Source organism: Aliirhizobium sp. YIM B11859, from assembly GCF_057163345.1.
In genome coordinates this window covers 103,356-121,085 of the sequence record NZ_JBXHAY010000009.1, presented here as the reverse complement: position 1 = coordinate 121,085, position 17,730 = coordinate 103,356, and the positions used below count along the sequence as shown (strand labels likewise).

At 58.3% G+C, this 17,730-nt stretch carries 12 protein-coding genes; 7 read left to right on the top strand and 5 right to left on the bottom strand.

The genetic code is table 11. The annotated features are described in order from the left end of the window. The first annotated feature begins 181 nt into the window (after positions 1-181). On the top strand, positions 182-2,137 hold the full coding sequence (acs, locus tag AC2GXZ_RS27080; protein ID WP_483762341.1) for an acetate--CoA ligase: 1,956 nt from the start codon (positions 182-184) through the stop codon (positions 2,135-2,137). Positions 2,138-2,149: 12 nt separating this feature from the next. Here the strand turns inward: acs and AC2GXZ_RS27075 are convergent, their stop codons facing one another. Both AC2GXZ_RS27075 and AC2GXZ_RS27070 read right to left on the bottom strand, forming a co-directional pair. Then, complete coding sequence (locus tag AC2GXZ_RS27075) at positions 2,150-2,593, bottom strand: thermonuclease family protein (RefSeq protein WP_483762340.1); 444 nt, start codon at positions 2,591-2,593, stop codon at positions 2,150-2,152. Between the two features lie 67 nt (positions 2,594-2,660). Beyond that, complete coding sequence (locus AC2GXZ_RS27070) at positions 2,661-2,879, bottom strand: DUF1674 domain-containing protein (RefSeq protein WP_483762417.1); 219 nt, start codon at positions 2,877-2,879, stop codon at positions 2,661-2,663. Between the two features lie 134 nt (positions 2,880-3,013). Between AC2GXZ_RS27070 and htpX the strand changes: the two genes are divergently transcribed. From htpX to purH, 4 genes are all read left to right on the top strand, one after another. Next, entirely contained in the window at positions 3,014-3,991 is a 978-nt protein-coding gene (htpX, locus tag AC2GXZ_RS27065) for a zinc metalloprotease HtpX (protein ID WP_483762339.1), read from the top strand. Continuing rightward, complete coding sequence (locus tag AC2GXZ_RS27060; protein WP_483762338.1) at positions 3,988-5,379, top strand: RsmB/NOP family class I SAM-dependent RNA methyltransferase; 1,392 nt, start codon at positions 3,988-3,990, stop codon at positions 5,377-5,379. The genes htpX and AC2GXZ_RS27060 overlap by 4 nt, the downstream gene beginning before the upstream one ends. 97 nt (positions 5,380-5,476) lie before the next feature. Then, complete coding sequence (locus AC2GXZ_RS27055; RefSeq protein WP_483762416.1) at positions 5,477-7,159, top strand: heparinase II/III family protein; 1,683 nt, start codon at positions 5,477-5,479, stop codon at positions 7,157-7,159. An 82-nt stretch (positions 7,160-7,241) separates the two neighbouring features. Continuing rightward, positions 7,242-8,858, top strand: a complete 1,617-nt coding sequence (gene purH, locus AC2GXZ_RS27050; RefSeq protein ID WP_483762337.1) for a bifunctional phosphoribosylaminoimidazolecarboxamide formyltransferase/IMP cyclohydrolase — start codon at positions 7,242-7,244, stop codon at positions 8,856-8,858. A 22-nt stretch (positions 8,859-8,880) separates the two neighbouring features. Here the strand turns inward: purH and AC2GXZ_RS27045 are convergent, their stop codons facing one another. Both AC2GXZ_RS27045 and AC2GXZ_RS27040 read right to left on the bottom strand, forming a co-directional pair. Then, positions 8,881-10,275: an MFS transporter gene (locus tag AC2GXZ_RS27045; protein WP_483762415.1), complete on the bottom strand. Its 1,395-nt coding sequence runs from the start codon at positions 10,273-10,275 to the stop codon at positions 8,881-8,883. Between the two features lie 26 nt (positions 10,276-10,301). Then, complete coding sequence (locus AC2GXZ_RS27040; protein WP_483762336.1) at positions 10,302-15,062, bottom strand: NAD-glutamate dehydrogenase; 4,761 nt, start codon at positions 15,060-15,062, stop codon at positions 10,302-10,304. Positions 15,063-15,200: 138 nt separating this feature from the next. Here AC2GXZ_RS27040 and pdxY point away from each other — a divergent pair, with 138 nt between their 5' ends. Both pdxY and AC2GXZ_RS27030 read left to right on the top strand, forming a co-directional pair. Next, positions 15,201-16,073, top strand: a complete 873-nt coding sequence (gene pdxY / locus AC2GXZ_RS27035; protein ID WP_483762414.1) for a pyridoxal kinase PdxY — start codon at positions 15,201-15,203, stop codon at positions 16,071-16,073. 63 nt (positions 16,074-16,136) lie between these two features. Then, the gene (locus AC2GXZ_RS27030; protein WP_483762335.1) at positions 16,137-16,820 is read left to right on the top strand and encodes a carbonic anhydrase; all 684 of its coding nucleotides are present in this window, start codon (positions 16,137-16,139) and stop codon (positions 16,818-16,820) included. Between the two features lie 3 nt (positions 16,821-16,823). On the opposite strand, the gene AC2GXZ_RS27025 is transcribed toward AC2GXZ_RS27030, so the two are convergent. Further along, positions 16,824-17,633, bottom strand: a complete 810-nt coding sequence (locus tag AC2GXZ_RS27025) for a lytic murein transglycosylase (protein ID WP_483762334.1) — start codon at positions 17,631-17,633, stop codon at positions 16,824-16,826. Positions 17,634-17,730 lie beyond the last annotated feature (97 nt).

The following is a 17,730-nucleotide window of genomic DNA, read 5'->3' as shown; positions in this document are numbered from 1 at the left end:
TATCGCCGTATAATCGAATTAGGACAGAAATGCAATTCTTTGAAACGTCATCACTGTCGATCGTTTCCCAGACCTCACAGCCATTTGTCTAATTGCCGCCTCCGCCCCAATTGTTATGAATGCCAAAATGTCGCACCGACGATGAACGTCAGGTCGGCGGTGCCAGTGAGGGAGGAATTACATGTCCGAAAAAATCTATCCGGTTCTCAAGCCTACCAAGGCTAAGGCGCTCATCGACAAGGAAAAATACGAAAAGTGGTATGAGGAAAGCGTCGAGGATCCGGACAAATTCTGGGGCAAGCATGGTCGACGAATCGACTGGTTCAAGCCCTATACAAAGGTCAAGAACACCTCCTTCAAGGGCAAGGTCTCGATCAAGTGGTTCGAGGACGGACTGACGAATGTCTCCTACAATTGTATCGACCGGCATCTGAAGACACATGGGGAACGTACCGCCATCATCTGGGAAGGCGACAATCCCTATATCGACAAAAAAATCACCTATAACCAGCTCTATGATCAGGTCTGCCGCATGGCCAATGTGCTGAAGAAGCACGGTGTCAAAAAAGGTGACCGGGTCACCATCTATATGCCGATGATCCCCGAGGCAGCCTATGCCATGCTCGCCTGCGCTCGCATCGGCGCGGTGCATTCGGTTGTGTTTGGTGGTTTTTCGCCGGAAGCGCTGGCTGGCCGTATCGTCGATTGCCAGTCGACGTTCGTGATCACCTGCGATGAGGGCGTGCGCGGCGGCAAACCGGTGCCGCTCAAGGAAAATACCGACAAGGCCATCCATATTGCAGCCCGCCAATATGTGACGGTGAACAAGGTTCTCGTCGTGCGCCGCACCGGGGGCAAGACCAATTGGGCGCCGGGCCGCGATATCTGGTATCATCAGGAAATTGCGACCGTTAAGCCACATTGCGAACCGGTGAAGATGAAGGCTGAAGATCCACTCTTCATCCTTTACACGTCCGGGTCGACCGGCAAACCCAAGGGTGTCCTGCACACGACCGGCGGTTATCTCGTTTATGCGGCGATGACGCACGAATACACGTTCGATTATCAGGATGGCGACGTCTACTGGTGCACGGCCGATGTCGGTTGGGTCACCGGCCATTCCTATCTCGTGTATGGGCCGCTGGCGAATTGCGCAACGACGCTGATGTTCGAGGGCGTGCCGAATTTCCCAGACCAGGGGCGGTTCTGGGAAATTGTCGACAAGCACAAGGTCAATATCTTCTATACTGCACCGACGGCTATTCGCTCGCTGATCGGTGCCGGCGACGATTTCGTAAAGCGCTCGTCGCGGGAAAGCCTTCGCTTGCTCGGGACGGTCGGTGAGCCAATCAATCCGGAAGCCTGGGAATGGTATTACAACGTCGTCGGCGAAAAGCGATGCCCGATCGTCGATACCTGGTGGCAGACGGAAACCGGCGGCCACATGATCACGCCTTTGCCCGGCGCCACGGACCTGAAGCCGGGATCAGCGACGAAACCGTTCTTTGGCGTAAAACCGCAGCTCGTCGACAACGAGGGTAATGTGCTTGAAGGGGCGGCCGACGGAAATCTCTGCATTACCGACAGCTGGCCGGGGCAGATGCGCACGCTCTATGGCGACCACGATCGCTTCGTGCAGGCGTATTTCTCCACCTACAAGGGCAAATATTTCACCGGCGACGGCTGCCGGCGTGACGAGGACGGTTATTACTGGATCACCGGCCGGGTCGACGACGTCCTCAACGTGTCCGGTCACCGGCTCGGCACGGCGGAGGTGGAGTCCGCGCTGGTGTCGCATCACCTGGTCTCCGAAGCGGCCGTCGTGGGGTATCCGCATGGCATCAAGGGCCAGGGTATCTATTGTTACGTGACTTTGATGGCGGGAAATGCCGGCACCGATGAGTTGCGTCAGGAACTTACCAAACACGTCCGTAACGAAATCGGCCCGATCGCTGCACCGGACAAGATCCAGTTTGCGCCAGGCCTGCCAAAGACGCGATCCGGCAAGATCATGCGGCGCATCTTGCGCAAGATTGCCGAAGACGATTTCGGGTCACTGGGCGATACGTCAACGCTTGCCGAACCAGCTGTGGTGGATGATCTGATTGCCAACCGACAGAACAAGGCGGGTGCCTGAAGTTTTGCCGTATCAACTAGCGCATACTTCCCTGGGCTTGCGGCCGCCGTCGTAGGTCCGGACCAAGCCTGCGAGCAGCAAATTGTCTGCTGCGCTTTCACCGTTCGGCAGGATCACGTCAGCGACGATCCTGCCGAAATATTTGTCCCCCGAAATGCGGATAAGTTTTATCTGCGGCGATTGTGATGCCATCGCTTCCAGGGCGTGCTGAGCATCCAGCCCTGCTGACCTTAGCGCCGCGCATTTTGATTTCAGTTCCGGCGCGTCTATGCCGCGAAGTCGGACATAAACTTCCATCTTCTGCTGCGGCCAAGGTTGAGCTTCGACAAGGATAGTGTCCCCGTCAACGACGCGAATAATTTCGGCTGAGACCGGTCCAGATATTTCATCGCGTGCGACAGCTCCAGTGGAGAACACCGAAACCATACCCGCAATGAGGAATATTGCCTTTGCCATGAAAGGAATAAATTCCGGAGAAGGGCTGAAGTCAATAGGAATTTTATCTTATTTCGAAGATGGTCGATCAGAAGTCGATCGCCCGACCCTTGATTTCCCAGTCACCAAAACGAGCCGGGTCGGCGCCACCGCGACCGCCAAACTCTTCAGGCATATCCGCTTTTTCTGACGCCTGCCGACGGTCTTCGGCCTCCTTCAAGGCTCGTTGTGCCGCCGCCGAAAGCGGCTTTTTTGCAGCCTCGTTCTCGGAGGCGAAATCCGAATTATCGTTGTCAGCGCTTTGCATCTTTTGCATCACCGGAAGGTTTATTGAAAACTCTGGTTGAATTGACCACATGATAGGCTGTTTGCAACCGCTGGAAAACCCTTGGACATGCCTGGTTTTGTCAGAGGAACGAAAACGGCAATGGAGAGATGACGATGAATGTGATGCGCACCGCCATGCTTCTGGCCTTCATGACCGCTCTGTTCATGGGGGTCGGGTTCCTGATCGGTGGTAAAGGTGGCATGATGATCGCGCTGGTCATCGCTGCCGGCATGAACCTTTTTTCCTACTGGAATTCAGACAGGATGGTGCTTTCGGCCTATCATGCCCAAGAGGTGGATGAGCGCAGCGCACCCGAATTCTATCTGATGATCCGTGATCTTTCAGCCAATGCGGGGCTGCCGATGCCGAAGGTTTATATCTACGACAACCCGCAGCCGAATGCCTTTGCGACAGGTCGTAACCCGCAGAATGCCGCCGTTGCAGCATCGACCGGCCTGCTGCAGCGTCTTTCGCATGAGGAGGTCGCCGGCGTCATGGCCCATGAACTGGCACACGTGCAGAACCGCGACACGCTGACGATGACAATCACCGCGACGCTTGCCGGTGCCATTTCCATGCTTGGCAATTTTGCCTTCTTCTTCGGCGGAAATCGCGAGAACAACAGCAATCCCCTCGGTTTCATCGGGGTTCTGGCAGCGATGATCGTTGCACCGCTTGCGGCAGCAGTTGTACAGATGGCGATCAGCCGGACGCGCGAATATTCGGCTGACCGCCGGGGTGCCGAGATTTGCGGCAACCCGATGTGGCTAGCCTCGGCTCTCGCCAAAATCGCTGGTTCGGCTCAGGCAATCCCCAACTACGAAGCCGAGCGTAATCCGGCAACGGCACATATGTTCATCATCAACCCACTGTCGGGCGAACGGATGGACAATCTGTTCTCCACTCACCCGAATACCGAAAACCGGATCGCCGCGCTTCGGCAGATGGCGAGCGAGTTCCGCGGTGGTGGGTCGACGGGATCGTTTTCGGCTGCTAGACCGCACCGCACCGCGCGCTCCGTCCCAAATACCGGTGCAAACAATCCATGGGGTCGCGGATCGGATGAACCGCGCAAAGGTCCCTGGTCTTGAACGAGACGAAAAACAAGAAGTCTTTCAAACGTCCTGTCCACGGGGAGGCCGTTGCTTCCTCGAGCAGGGAGCCAAGGAAGCCCGGATTTGAAGTCCGGGCAACGGCGGCCAAGCTGCTTGGTGCCACCGTCGATCGAAAGATCTCCCTTGATGGGATGTTGGATCTCAAGCACGGAAATCCGGCCTACAAAGCGCTCAATGATGCCGATCGTGCACTGACAAGAGCGATACTCACGACGGCTTTGCGGCATCTGCCTCGGCTTGAGGCTGCGATCGCATCGCTGATCGATACCCCCTTGCCGGATGGCGCACGTGCGCTTCATCATGTGTTGATTGTCGCTGCTGCGCAAATCCTGCATCTTGACGTGCCCTCTCACGCGGCTGTCGATCTTGCCGTCGAACAGGCCAATCGCGATCCGCGCAATCGGCGTTTTGCCAAGCTCGTGAATGCGGTGTTGCGCCGTCTGGTTCGTGAGAAGGAAGATGTTCTTGCTGCTACCGCTTCAGTGTCTCCTGTGCCGGACTGGTTCCGTGCACGGCTGAGCATTGCCTATGGCGAAGCGGAGGCGGCGCGTATTGCCGAGGCGCAACTTACGCCACCTTCGATCGATCTGACCGTGAAAGGCGATCCGCAGGCCTGGGCAGAAAAGCTTGGCGGCAAGCTATTGCCGACCGGAAGCATTCGGCTCGGTTCATTCGAAGGTTCGGTGACAGGGCTTGACGGTTTCGACCAAGGCGAGTGGTGGGTCCAGGACGTCGCTGCCAGTATTCCAGCCAGACTTTTCGGTGATCTCAAGGGCAAGCGTATCGCTGACCTCTGCTCGGCTCCCGGTGGAAAGACCGCGCAGTTGATCGCTGCCGGTGCCGAGGTGACGGCGATCGAGCAATCATCCAATCGCATCGAGCGCCTCAAGGAAAATCTGGCGCGCTTGCACATGAAGGCCGATCTGGTGGGTGGAGATCTCCTTCAATATTCGCCCGAGGAAAAGTTCGACGGCGTGCTTCTGGATGCACCATGCTCGTCTACCGGCACGACGCGTCGGCATCCGGATGTGTTGTGGACCAAAGGCATGCAGGATATCGAGAAGCTTGCCGCCCTGCAGGAGCGTATGCTGCGTCACGCGGTGACGCTGGTGAAAAGCGGCGGCATCGTCGTTTTCTCAAATTGCTCGCTCGATCCGCTTGAAGGCGAGGACCTTGTGGAACGCGTTCTGGCCGATGTCCCGTCACTTGCGCGATTGGCGATTAACCCCGCAGCCTGGCCGGGTCTCGAAGATGCAATTACAGCCAAGGGTGACTTCCGCACGACCCCGGCAATGCTGCCCCCATCAGACGGCTTTGCAGGTGGCATGGATGGTTTCTTTGCCAGCGTGCTGATCCTAAAGTAAGATTTTATTCACCATCGCAACCGATAATTGCGATTCAACTAAAATTGATTCAGCTGATACAGCAGACAGCCATTCCGGCGGAGAAACCAGGGTGACCATGCGGCTTGCCGATCGCCGAAGGCTTGTGGCTTTCGGCATGCGGGAAATGCGGAGGCGCTTGCGCTTGCGCATGGCACCCTATCGCGTTGCGCTGTCCGCGCCGCTATCTCCCGTGCCTGAGCGCCTGATCGTCGCTCCGACAGATCTGCGCGCCGTGGATCCGTTTATCGCGCACGAAATATTCGACGGGCGGTTTCCTTTGGCCGGCCGGGTTCTCGAAACGCTCGGCGATTCGCCCTTCGAGCTCGAATTGCCATCGCGTTCCTTCGCCGAACGGCTGCATGGCTTCGGATGGTTGCGTCATATCCGGGCAGACAAGACAGAGGCCGGATGTGCGCATGCGCGGCACATCGTTGGCGACTGGATCTCTATTCACGGACGCAGACGCCGCGGTATGGCCTGGGAGCCAAACGTCGTCGCAACGCGCGTGATCGCCTGGCTTTCCCATTCGACAATCATTCTCCATGCGGCAGAAGCCGGCTTCTATCGCCGCTTCATGAAAAGCATCGCTTATCAGATCAGCTATCTGAGGAAGACCGCCCGGTGCTGCCCGGACGCCGAAAGCCGGCTCAGGGTGAGGACTGCGCTTGCCATGGCATCGCTGGCCCTGCCAACCCGGATTGCCGGGATCAATCGCGAAAGCCTGGCACTGGACCGGGAGCTCGACCGGCAGATCCTTGCGGATGGCGGGCATGTGTCGCGTAATCCCCGCGCCATTCTCGATATCCTGATTGATCTGTTGCCGTTGCGGCAGACCTATATCAATCTGGGTTACGACCTACCGCAGAAGCTGATTTCGGCGATCGACCGCATGTATCCGGCTTTGCGGTTCTTCCGCCACCTGGATGGCGATCTGGCCCTTTTCAATGGAGCGAGTTCCACATCCGCAAGCGAGCTCATGTCGGTACTTCGTTACGACGAATCCGCCGGAAAGCCGTTCAAAGCCTTGCCGCAGATGCATTATCATCGTCTTGCGGCAGACAATACGGTGATCATCGTCGATACCGGATGCCCGGAAACCATCGCGGCATCGCATGGTACCCATGCAGGTGCGCTTTCCTTCGAAATGTCTTCCGGCCGACACCGGTTCATCATCAATTCCGGTTCGCCGAAATTTGCCAGCCGATTTTACCGGCATCTTGCGCGATCCACGGCTGCCCATTCGACGCTGACGCTCGATAACGTATCTTCAAGCCGGGTGATCAACTCCACTTTCACCGGTCCGGTTCTGATGCCCGGCATGTCGGATGTTGATGTCGAGCGATGGGACGACAAACATGGCAACGACTGGCTGCGTGCACGGCACAACGGCTATATGGATCAGTTCGACTATACGCATGAACGGGAAATCGCGCTCAACGTGGCAGGCGACAAGATAAAGGGTTGCGACCGCCTGATTCCTCGGGAAGGTCTTGATGGACAGCCCAAAACGTCAACGGCGATCGTAAGGTTTCATATTCATCCTGGCATCACGATCACCCGGCGTGACGCGGAGAGCGTCGCATTGCGCGCCACCGACGGGCAGGGCTGGATTTTTGCGGCCCCCGGCCTTGAGGTTCAGATCGACGAGGACGTCTTCTTTGCAGACGTATCCGGAATGCGTCCCAGCCAGCAACTGGTGCTGGAAAGCGCCGTTTCCGGTCTCAAGGAAATTCGCTGGATGTTGCGAAAGGGCGATTAAGCGTTCCTTCTTCCGGCAAGCTGTGCTAACCGGCCCGCATCCCCTTCAAAGCCCCCGTGGCATGCTCTTTCAGGAGAGACCGATGGCCGTCGTTTCCAAAAAAATCCCCGCTCCCGATCGCGTCAAGATCCGCACCGCCTTGCTTTCTGTGTCGGACAAGACCGGAATCATCGAGCTCGCGCGCGCTCTCAGTGAACAAGGCGTCCGGCTGCTCTCGACCGGCGGGACACATAAGTCGATCGCCGCGGCAGGCCTCCCCGTGACGGACGTTTCCGAGGTGACGGGCTTTCCCGAGATCATGGACGGTCGGGTGAAGACGCTGCACCCCAATGTGCATGGCGGTCTTCTCTCCATCCGCGACGATGAGGAACATGTCGCTGCGATGAAGGAGCACGGCATCGAGGGTATCGATCTCGCCGTTATCAACCTTTATCCCTTCGAGGAAGTCCGTGCAGCCGGCGGCGATTATCCGACCACGGTCGAGAATATCGATATCGGCGGTCCGGCAATGATCCGCGCTTCTGCCAAGAACCACGCCTATGTGACCATTATCACCGATCCGCTCGACTATCCGGATCTTATCGAGGCGCTCAAGGCAAATGGCGGCGAAACCGCATATGCCTTCCGCCAGAAGCTTGCGGCCAAGGCATATGCCCGCACGGCAGCCTATGACACCGCGATTTCCAACTGGTTCGCCGAGGCTCTCGAGATCGAGACGCCCGCCTACCGAACGATCGGTGGCGTGCTGAAGGAAGCCATGCGTTACGGAGAGAACCCGCATCAGAGCGCCGGTTTCTACGTGACCGGCGAAAACCGCCCGGGCGTCGCGACCGCCACGTTGCTGCAGGGCAAGCAGCTCTCCTACAACAACATCAACGACACGGATGGCGCATTCGAACTGATCGGTGAGTTTTCGGCCGATCAGGGACCAGCCTGCGCGATCATCAAACATGCCAACCCGTGCGGCGTGGCCACCGGTTCGACCTTGAAAGACGCTTATCTTCGTGCGCTTGCCTGCGACAGCACGTCGGCCTTTGGCGGGATCATCGCGCTTAACCAGCTGCTTGATGGCGAAACCGCGGAAGAGATCGTCAAACTGTTCACAGAGGTCATCATCGCACCCGAGGTGTCCGACGAGGCGAAGGCCATTATCGCCTCAAAGAAAAATCTGCGCCTGCTCGTCACCGGCGGGCTTCCCGATCCGCGGTCGCGTGGCATCACCGCAAAGACGGTCGCTGGCGGGCTTCTGGTCCAGAGCCGCGACAATGGCGTGATCGAGGATGTCGGCCTCAAGGTCGTCACCAAGCGCGCGCCGACCGCAACCGAGATGGAAGACCTGAAATTCGCCTACAAGGTTGCAAAGCACGTCAAGTCGAACGCGATCGTCTATGCGAAACAGGGACAGACCGCGGGTATCGGCGCCGGCCAGATGAGCCGTATCGATTCCGCTCGTATCGCCGGCCTCAAGGCCGAGGATGCCGCAAAGGCCATGGGGTGGGCCGAGCCGATGACCAAGGGTTCTGCAGTCGCATCCGAAGCGTTCTTTCCGTTCGCCGATGGCTTGCTCTCAGCGATTGCTGCCGGTGCCACCGCGGTGATCCAACCGGGCGGCTCGATGCGCGATGCGGAAGTGATCGCGGCTGCCGACGAGCACAATGTTGCAATGGTATTCACCGGCATGCGCCACTTCCGGCACTAAGTCGAAATCTATTTAGCCGGAGTCATTCCGGCTTTGCCGGCGAGGCTAAGTCGGAGGCAGCAGGCGCTTTCACAAGCAATGCCAAGCCTGCCAAGAGGAAAATGACGAGCGTCGCCATGCCGAGATGGGCGGAGCCCGTCGCGTATGTGACAATGGAAAAGGACAGGGTGGCGAGGAAACTCGTCGCCCGTCCTGACAGTGCGTAGATGCCGAAATAGCGGCCAGCCTCGTCGAGGCTGATGGAACGCGCCAGATGGGATCGCGACGAGGCCTGAACCGGGCCGAAAGCGATGCCGATCAACAAGCCGAACAGGATATAGGCCTTTTCGGCGGCCGTCCCGAACCATCCTCCACTGTCTTCGACCGAAAGCGGCATCAGCCCGAAGAATACCGATCCGGGGCTGGTTGATACGATGCCCACCGTTGCAGCCAGCAGAAGAATGAGGCTTGTAACGATGACGGTTCTGGAACCGAGCCAGCGGTCGAGCAGGCCCGCGGCGATGCACCCGAAGATCGCGACGACATTCAAGATGATGCCGTAAATCCCGATCTCGATCGTTGCCCAGCCGAACATCCCGGCGGCAAATGTCCCGCCGAGGATCAAGAGTCCATTGACGCCGTCCTGATAGATCATCCGGGCAATCAGGAATCTTGCTATATCCTGTCGCAACTTCAGTTCGCGCAGGGTGCCCGCGAGCTCGTGCCATCCCGATCGTATTGCAGCGCCGAGTGGCAGTCCCTTCTTTGCGTCCGGCGTGAGCAGGAACATCGGCAGGATGAAGATGAAATACCAGACTGCTGCGATCGGCCCGGTGATGCGAGCATCCTCTCCCAGATAAGGGTCAAGGCCCAGAAGCGGGGGAATGCCGATCAGCGTCATGCCCGTTTGCGGGTTTGCGGCCAGCAGGGTCACGACCGCGATCAAGACGAGCATGCCGCCGAGATAACCGAGACCCCAGGCGATATTCGAGATCCTCCCGACCTCGTTACGAGAGACGAGGCGCGGCATCATGGAATCGTTGAAGACGATCGAAAATTCTGCCGAGATCGATGCCAGGACCATGAAGACGAGTGGCCAGATCAGAGGTGAGCCCGGTGCCGCGAACCACAACATCATAAGGCTTGCGATCTTCACCATTGCGAAGCCCGCGATCCACGGTTTTCGAGCGCCTGATTGATCGGCGATCGACCCAAGGATCGGAGACAGTATGGCGATGACGATCGAAGAGATCGTTGCCATGTTGCTCCATGCCGCCTGAGCGGAAACAGGATCTTCCGTCAGACGCGAGACAAAATAGGGACCGAAGATGAAGGTGGTGACAACGGTGAAAAATGGCTGCGCCGCCCAGTCGAACAGCATCCAGCCCCATATTCCGCGCCGGCCGGTTTTGACCGGCGCTTCATCGATGTCAGACATATTCATCCAGTCTCCCCAGGCCCCGCCTACAGCAATCGCCCACTGGCCAGGTCTCCGAGCAAGCCTGCCGCAACGGAAATCTTCGACAGTGTCAGGTCCCCGCTTTCACCTAGCATGACGAGTTCACTGCCGATCCGGTTCACCCGAACCCGATCCGCAGCGATCCAGGCCGCTACCGGTTTCTTATCCCCGCGATGCTCGCTCAATGCGGCGATCACAATATCACGCCGTGCGGAGGCGATTTGCTGGAGGCTGCGGGACAAGGCGAGGCTCTCGTAGTGGTCGGAGGTGCTGATCCGTTCGCCCGCGACGATCAGCCGGTTGACGCGGAAAGTCTCGGTGACGGAGAAATAACTCTCGGTGGCGCGCGGCATGCTTTCGCCCGTCCGCTCGGCGATCAGCATGATTTCCGGCACAATCACAAGAGCCGACAATATCCGGATCTCCTTGAGGAGATCGGCCGGCGCACCCTCGGCCTCAAGTCCGGCTGCGAGCGGCGCCGTTTCCGCGACGATGTCTTCGGTAACGGTTGTCCGCAATCCCTTTATGGCACTCCTTAGCCGCGCAACGCCCTCGGTCATTTCCGAGGAACCTATCTGGGTCTGGAGGGCTAGGTAGGTACCTATGAGGATAATCCGGCTGACCTGAGCGTAGAGATCATTTTGAACGCGGCCGGGAATACGGTTGTCCAGAGCATCGATCTCGGCCCAGAGGCGAGGCAGATCGAAGCCATCACGGACCAGCAGGATCGCTTTCACGACATTCGCGGCCGTAGCGCCGGTCATATCGCTCATGGCCTGAATGAAACCGGGGCCGCTGCGGTTGACCGCCTCATTGGCGAGTATGGTTGCCAAGATCTCGCGATGCAGGCGATGTTTCTGGATGTCGGCCGCATAGGGTTTCTGCATCCTGGCGGGGAAATAGTCCTTCAACACCGCCGAGAAATACGGATCGTCGGGAATATTGCTGTCAAGCAGGGCGTCGAAGAGGACGATCTTCGAATAGGAGAGCAACACGCCGATTTCAGGCCGAGTCAACGGCTTTCCGCTTGCATAACGTTCTGCAAGTTCGGCATCATCCGGCAGGGTTTCGACCTTCCGGTTCAGCTTGCCCTGAGCTTCCAGTACGGACATGAGGCGTGCAAGCTGCTCGCGGTTTGCCACACCCTTGCGCTCCAGGAGCGAGATCGCCAGAGGCTGAAGGTAGTTGTTGCGTAGCACGAGATCCCCCACCTCGTCGGTCATCGATGCCAGAAGCTGGTTGCGTTTTGCACGGGGCAGCCGTCCGTCGAGCATGGCGCCATTGAGCGCGATCTTGATATTGACCTCGACGTCGGAGGAATTGACGCCTGCGGAATTGTCGATCGCGTCGGAGTTGCAACGTCCGCCAGCCAGCGAATAGGCGATGCGGCCCTTCTGGGTGACGCCGAGATTGGCGCCTTCGCCGATGACTTTGGCACCCACCTCGCCGGCAGTGATGCGGATCGGGTCATTGGCGCGGTCACCGACTTCGGTATCAGTTTCGGAGGCTGCCTTGATGTAGGTGCCAATACCACCGAACCAGAGAAGATCGGCCTTGCTCTTGAGAATTGCCGTCATGATCTCGAAAGGCGTCGCAATCGCCTTGTCGATACCTATCGCGGCCGCGGCCTCTTTCGTCAGCTTAACCGACTTGTCTGCACGCGAGATGATCATCGCGCCGCCAGACAGTGTAGAGCGGTCGTAATCCTGCCAGCTTGAGCGCGGCAGAGCGAACATCCGGCTGCGCTCGGCAAAGGACTTTTCGATATCGGGGTCGGGATCGATGAATATATCGCGGTGGTCGAAGGCTGCAATCAGCCGGATCTTCGGCGAGAGCAGCATTCCATTTCCGAAAACATCACCCGACATGTCGCCGACGCCGACGACGTTGAACGGGGTCGTCTGGATGTCGACATCCATTTCGCGGAAGTGGCGTTTGACGGCCTCCCAGGCCCCGCGGGCGGTGATGCCCATCTTCTTGTGGTCATAACCAGCCGAACCGCCGGATGCGAAGGCATCGTCGAGCCAGAAACCGGCTTCCTGTGCCAGGCCATTGGCGGTGTCGGAAAATGTCGCCGTGCCCTTGTCGGCTGCAACAACGAAATAGGGGTCATCGCCATCGATGCGGATCATGTCTTCCGGCCCGACGATTTCGCCGTCGACGATGTCGTCGGTGATCGACAGCAACGTGCGGATATAGGTCTTGTAGGCTTCCCTACCGGCGTTGAAGATTTCGTCTCGCGAGCCGCCTGCAGGCAGCATTTTCGGGAAGAAACCTCCCTTGGCGCCGACCGGTACGATGACGGCATTCTTCACCTGCTGTGCCTTGACCAGGCCGAGCACTTCAGTTCTGTAATCCTCGCCACGATCCGACCAGCGCAGGCCGCCGCGCGCGACCTTGCCGAAGCGCAGGTGCACACCTTCCACCTCTGTGCCATAGACGAAAATCTCGCGGAACGGTCGCGGCTCAGGCAAGCCGTCCAGCAGTTTGGGGTCGAATTTGAAGGCCAGCATCCTGTTCGGAGCAGCGTCGCCATCGCGTCGGAAATAATTGGTGCGCAGGGTCGCGTCGATCGCATTGACGAAACGGCGCAGCGTGCGGTCTTCGTCGAGACTCGGTACTGCGCCCAGGTTTTCCTCAATGGTCTCGCGAAGCTGTGCAAGTTTCTTCGTTCGCGCCTTCTCGAGGAGGGAGGGATCGAAGCCGGTATCGAAAAAATTGAAGATTGCCGCAGATATATGCGGATACTTCACCAGCGTGTCGGCGATATAGGCTTGGGAATAGACGATGCCCGTCTGCCGGAGATAACGGGCATAGGCACGCAGAACCGTGATTTCCCGTGCCGCAAGTCCGCCGAGAAGAACAAGCCGGTTGAAGCCGTCATTGTCTATGGAGCCGGCGAAGGCCGAAAGGAAGGCTTCTTCGAGGAGCGGGCCTTCACGGGAAAGATCGACGCCGCGGCCGTCCTCAAGCTGCAATTCCATATCGTGCAGGACAACGAGCCTCGCTTCCGGACCAACATGGATCTCGAATGTCTGTTCGCTGACCACATGGAAGCCGAGGTTTTCCAGAAGCGGAACCCGGCGTGAAAGCGATAGATGATGATCGCCGTGAAAAATCTTGAGGGATATTGCGTTCCCCTCGTCCGTCGGGCGCCGGTAAAATTCGATCCGGATCGGTTCACCCGCTGCACAGGCTGCGATGTCCGCCAGGTTGGAGAAGGCTTCCGCCGGAGTAAAGGCTTCCTGGAAGGCGTTGGTGACCGAAAGATGCGGCCCGTGCTCCGCCAGAAGCGAGAAACTTTCCTGCCACGGCGTGGCGATCAGGCGAACCGCATCTTCGAGCCTTGCTTGAGCGACACGGTGTGTCTTGCCGCCACGGCGTCCGATGATGAAATGGACACGCGCCACACCGCCTTCCGGAAAGGCTGGATAATAAGCCGAAACATGCCCGTCGAATATGTCGGCGAGATAGGCACCGACCTTCTCTCGAACGGCAGAATTGTAATCCTCGCGTGGCACATAGACGATGGTCGAGACGAAACGATCGAAATGGTCGATGCGGGCAAGTACCCGTACACGGGGCCGTTCGCTGAGCTCCATGATCTGCTCGCAGAATTTTGCCAGCAGATCCCCATCTATCTGGAAGAGGTCGTCGCGCGGATAGGATTCCAGCGTATTTTCCAGCATTCTGCCGGAATGGCTCTGGGGATCGAAGCTGAAGTGTCTATCGATGCCCGCAACCTTCGTCCGCAGCATCGGGATATCGCGGACGGATTGCGTATAGGCCGTTGCCGTGAACAGGCCGACAATGCGCAATTCGCCAACGACATTGCCGTGTTCGTCGAAACGCTTTACCCCGATATAGTCCATATAGGCGCGTCTATGGATGACCGATTTGACGTTAGCCTTGGTAACGATCAGGAACTGAGGACCATCGAGAAACTCCAGGATTTCCGGAGTAGTGGTCACCTGATCCTTGCCTTGTCGCAGGACCAATACGTCCGGATCGGAAAGGATGCCGAGACCTCTTCCCTTGCCGCGTTCGACCTTCGCCTCCGAACCCTTGCCTGAATAGACGTATTCGCGCATGCCGAGGAAGGTGAAGTTGTCGTCCCGCAGCCAGTCGACGAAGGCAAGAGCTTCTTCGCGATCTGCACCCTTCCTGAGTTTCGCATTCAGCAACTGCCCGGCCGCGCCATCAATGGTGTCGAGCATGGCCGACCAGTCGGTGATGGCCAGGTGGACCTGCTCGAGAATGAACCGGATGCGCTCGACCAGGTGATCGGCCTGTATCTCGTTCAACTGACAAAGATGGATCTGGATGAGGCTGACCTGGTAGGCAGGATCGGTGGGCTCGTCTTTGCTGCGCAGCACGGGATGCTTGCCGGGTTCGATCGTGAGGATCGGATGAACGGCCATGGCGAGGCTGCGGTGGTTGGCCGTCACCTCCCCCATGATGGAATCGAACAGGAAAGGCATATTGCGATCTATGACGGTCAGTACCCATGCCGGCAGGCCGGCAGGCTCGATACCCGGTACCTGGACAAGGCTGATATCCGCGCGGACACGGTTCCATTGGTTCAGGCGAGTTGCAGCATGTGCTGCCGCAATTCCAAGCATTTCAGGTGTATAGGGGGCGAGATCGTCGTCACTTGCCCTGCCGAAAAGGATGGCGGGATCGAGCATATCTCCGCCGCTTCTCTCAGCAAACGAACGCGCCTCCTCCATCTGCCTGCTACGTTTCGGGCTATGCTTCCAGACCATGACCTCTCCCTTTCCGGCTGAACGCTGCTTCGGATGGCCTAGGCCCGTCCGACGCAATGCCAATAGCATCGTTGTAACGAGCATTATTGACAGGATGTGGCAAAGCAACCATCAACGGCCAACAAAATCGAGATCGGGATCATGCAGGCACAAAACGGCGCGGTCATCGTCATTTCAAGCCATGTCATCCGTGGCGCTGTCGGCAATCGCGCGGCGGTATTTGCGCTGGAGAGCATGGGGCATCCCGTTTGGGCGTTTCCGACGATCGTACTGCCATGGCATCCCGGTCATGGTCCGTCGACGCGGCTGCATCATCCGATTGCGGATTTCGACAAGGCCATCGACGATCTCATCCGCGCGCCGTGGCTCGGCGAGGTCAAGGCGGTTCTGACCGGCTATTTCGGTCACGCGGATCAACCGGCGGCGGTGGCAAGGCTTGTCAGCGCGCTCAGGGCAAAAAATCCCGATCTTCTTTACGTGTGCGATCCGGTCATCGGCGATACCGGTGGGCTCTATGTGCCGCAGGCCGTTGCGGAGGCAATACGTTCAAACCTCATTCCGCTTGCAGATGTCATCACGCCTAACCGCCATGAGCTCGCATGGCTTTCGGGATCGGGTGTCGAAACCAATGCGGAGATTGTCGATGCCGTGAGAATGCTCGGTATCAGGCGAGCGCTCGTCACTTCGGCGATACCGATGATGGCCGGCGCGATCGGTAACCTCTCGGTGTCGGACAGGCGCGTGCTGCTTGCCGAACATCGTCTCGTGCCAAATCCGCCCAATGGTCTGGGCGATCTTTTATCTGCCGTTTTCCTGTCGCGTCTGATGTCCGGGATGGACGAGGAAGAGGCCGTGAGGCTTGCGACTGCGAGCATATTCGAGATCCTGTCGCGGACCTTTGCTGAGGGGCGCGACGAGCTCGCGCTCCATTCTCACGCCGTAAATCTGCTCTCGCCAGTTGTCGGCGTGCAGATGCGACAGCTGGTTCATGCGGTGCAGCGGAGTGTATGAAGCGTAGCCTTGCTCGTAACGAACCGTTGATATTGCCGTAAAGGCGTAATAATCGTTTCGCTCATGAGCGAATTTCCAGCCAAATTGCTTGCGGGCTACCGCAATTTCATGAGTGGTCGTTACATTGACGAGCGCGAACGCTACCGAGTGCTTGCCGAAAACGGGCAGAAGCCGCACACGCTTCTTGTTGCCTGTTGCGATTCCCGTGCGGCGCCGGAGACGATCTTCGACTGTGGGCCCGGCGAATTGTTCGTGGTTCGCAACATCGCGAACATGGTTCCGCCCTACGAGCCGGACAGCCAATTTCACGGCACGTCGGCAGCGCTCGAATATGCGATCCAGGTCTTGAAGATCCGCGATATCGTTGTGATGGGGCACGGGCGCTGTGGTGGCATCCAGGCGGCGCTGGATCCGGAACTTGAGCCGCTTTCGCCCGGTGACTTTATCGGCAAATGGATTGGTCTGGTGAGGCCGGCTGCCGAGCAGATCCAGAGTAACGACCTGATGACCGCATCGGAGCGGCAGACGGCGCTTGAGCGCGTGTCGATCCGCAATTCGATCGCCAACCTGACGACGTTCCCTTTTATCAAGTCGTTGACTGAAAAGGGTGAACTGGCGGTTCACGGCGTCTGGTTTGATATTTCGACCGGCGAGCTTTGGGTGATGAACGACAAGGGCGATTTCATGCGCCCCGACCTGGAAGTAGAACAGGCGCCGGCCGAACCGGAGCAGGCGCCTGCTTCCTAGGTCTTACTTCCCGTCTATCTGCGCGCCCATATAGGCGATGGCGCGCTGGTAGACGGTTGCGGCATTCCAGCCCTGGATCGCGGCAAAGCTCGGCTCGCCCGGCTGATAGCCGGCACCGGTGACCCATCCATGACCCTTGAGGAAGTTGGCCGTCGAGGCGAGCGCATCGGCGCGTGAGCCGACCATGTCTATATGTCCATCGCCATCGCCATCGGCGCCATACCGGATGACGTTGAGCGGCAGGAACTGCGTCTGGCCAATCTCGCCATGGGCGGCGCCCCGGGCTGTGGTGCTAAGATCACCGCGTGCGACGAGCTGCAAAGCAGCATAGAGCTGTTCGGTGAAATAATCGGATCGACGGCAATCATAGGACAGCGTTGCTACTGCCGACAGGGTGTGCTGGTTGCCCATGAAGGAACCGAAGCCGGTTTCCATGCCCCAGATCGCGATGACCGGGCCGGCAGGAACGCCATAGCGGCGCTCGATTCGATCGAAGAGCGCTGCGTTTTCGGCCTTTTTCCGCTTTCCCTGCGAGATGATGGCGGCCGCGCCACGCTTCTTCAGGAATTCATCGAAGGAAAGCTTGAAGCTCTTCTGACCGCGATCCGCGCTGATCGTGGGACGATTGTACGAGACGTTTGCGAAGGCTCGGTCGAGAACCGCAGGGCTTATGCCCTTGGAAGGTGCTATCTGCTTGAAATCCTGCACCCAACGATTGAAGCCAGATGAATCGTTGCCGCACTGAAGAGCTGCTGCGGGTGTTGCCACAGCCAATCCGGCGAAGACCAGTCCTGCCAATAAAATCTTGTTCATGCGATAATCCGTGATTGCCGGTCAGCGGCGGTTCATCCTCTCTTACTATTCGTTGTAAAGGCAGAAGCTTGCAAGCAATTGCCAGCTAAACGCCCAT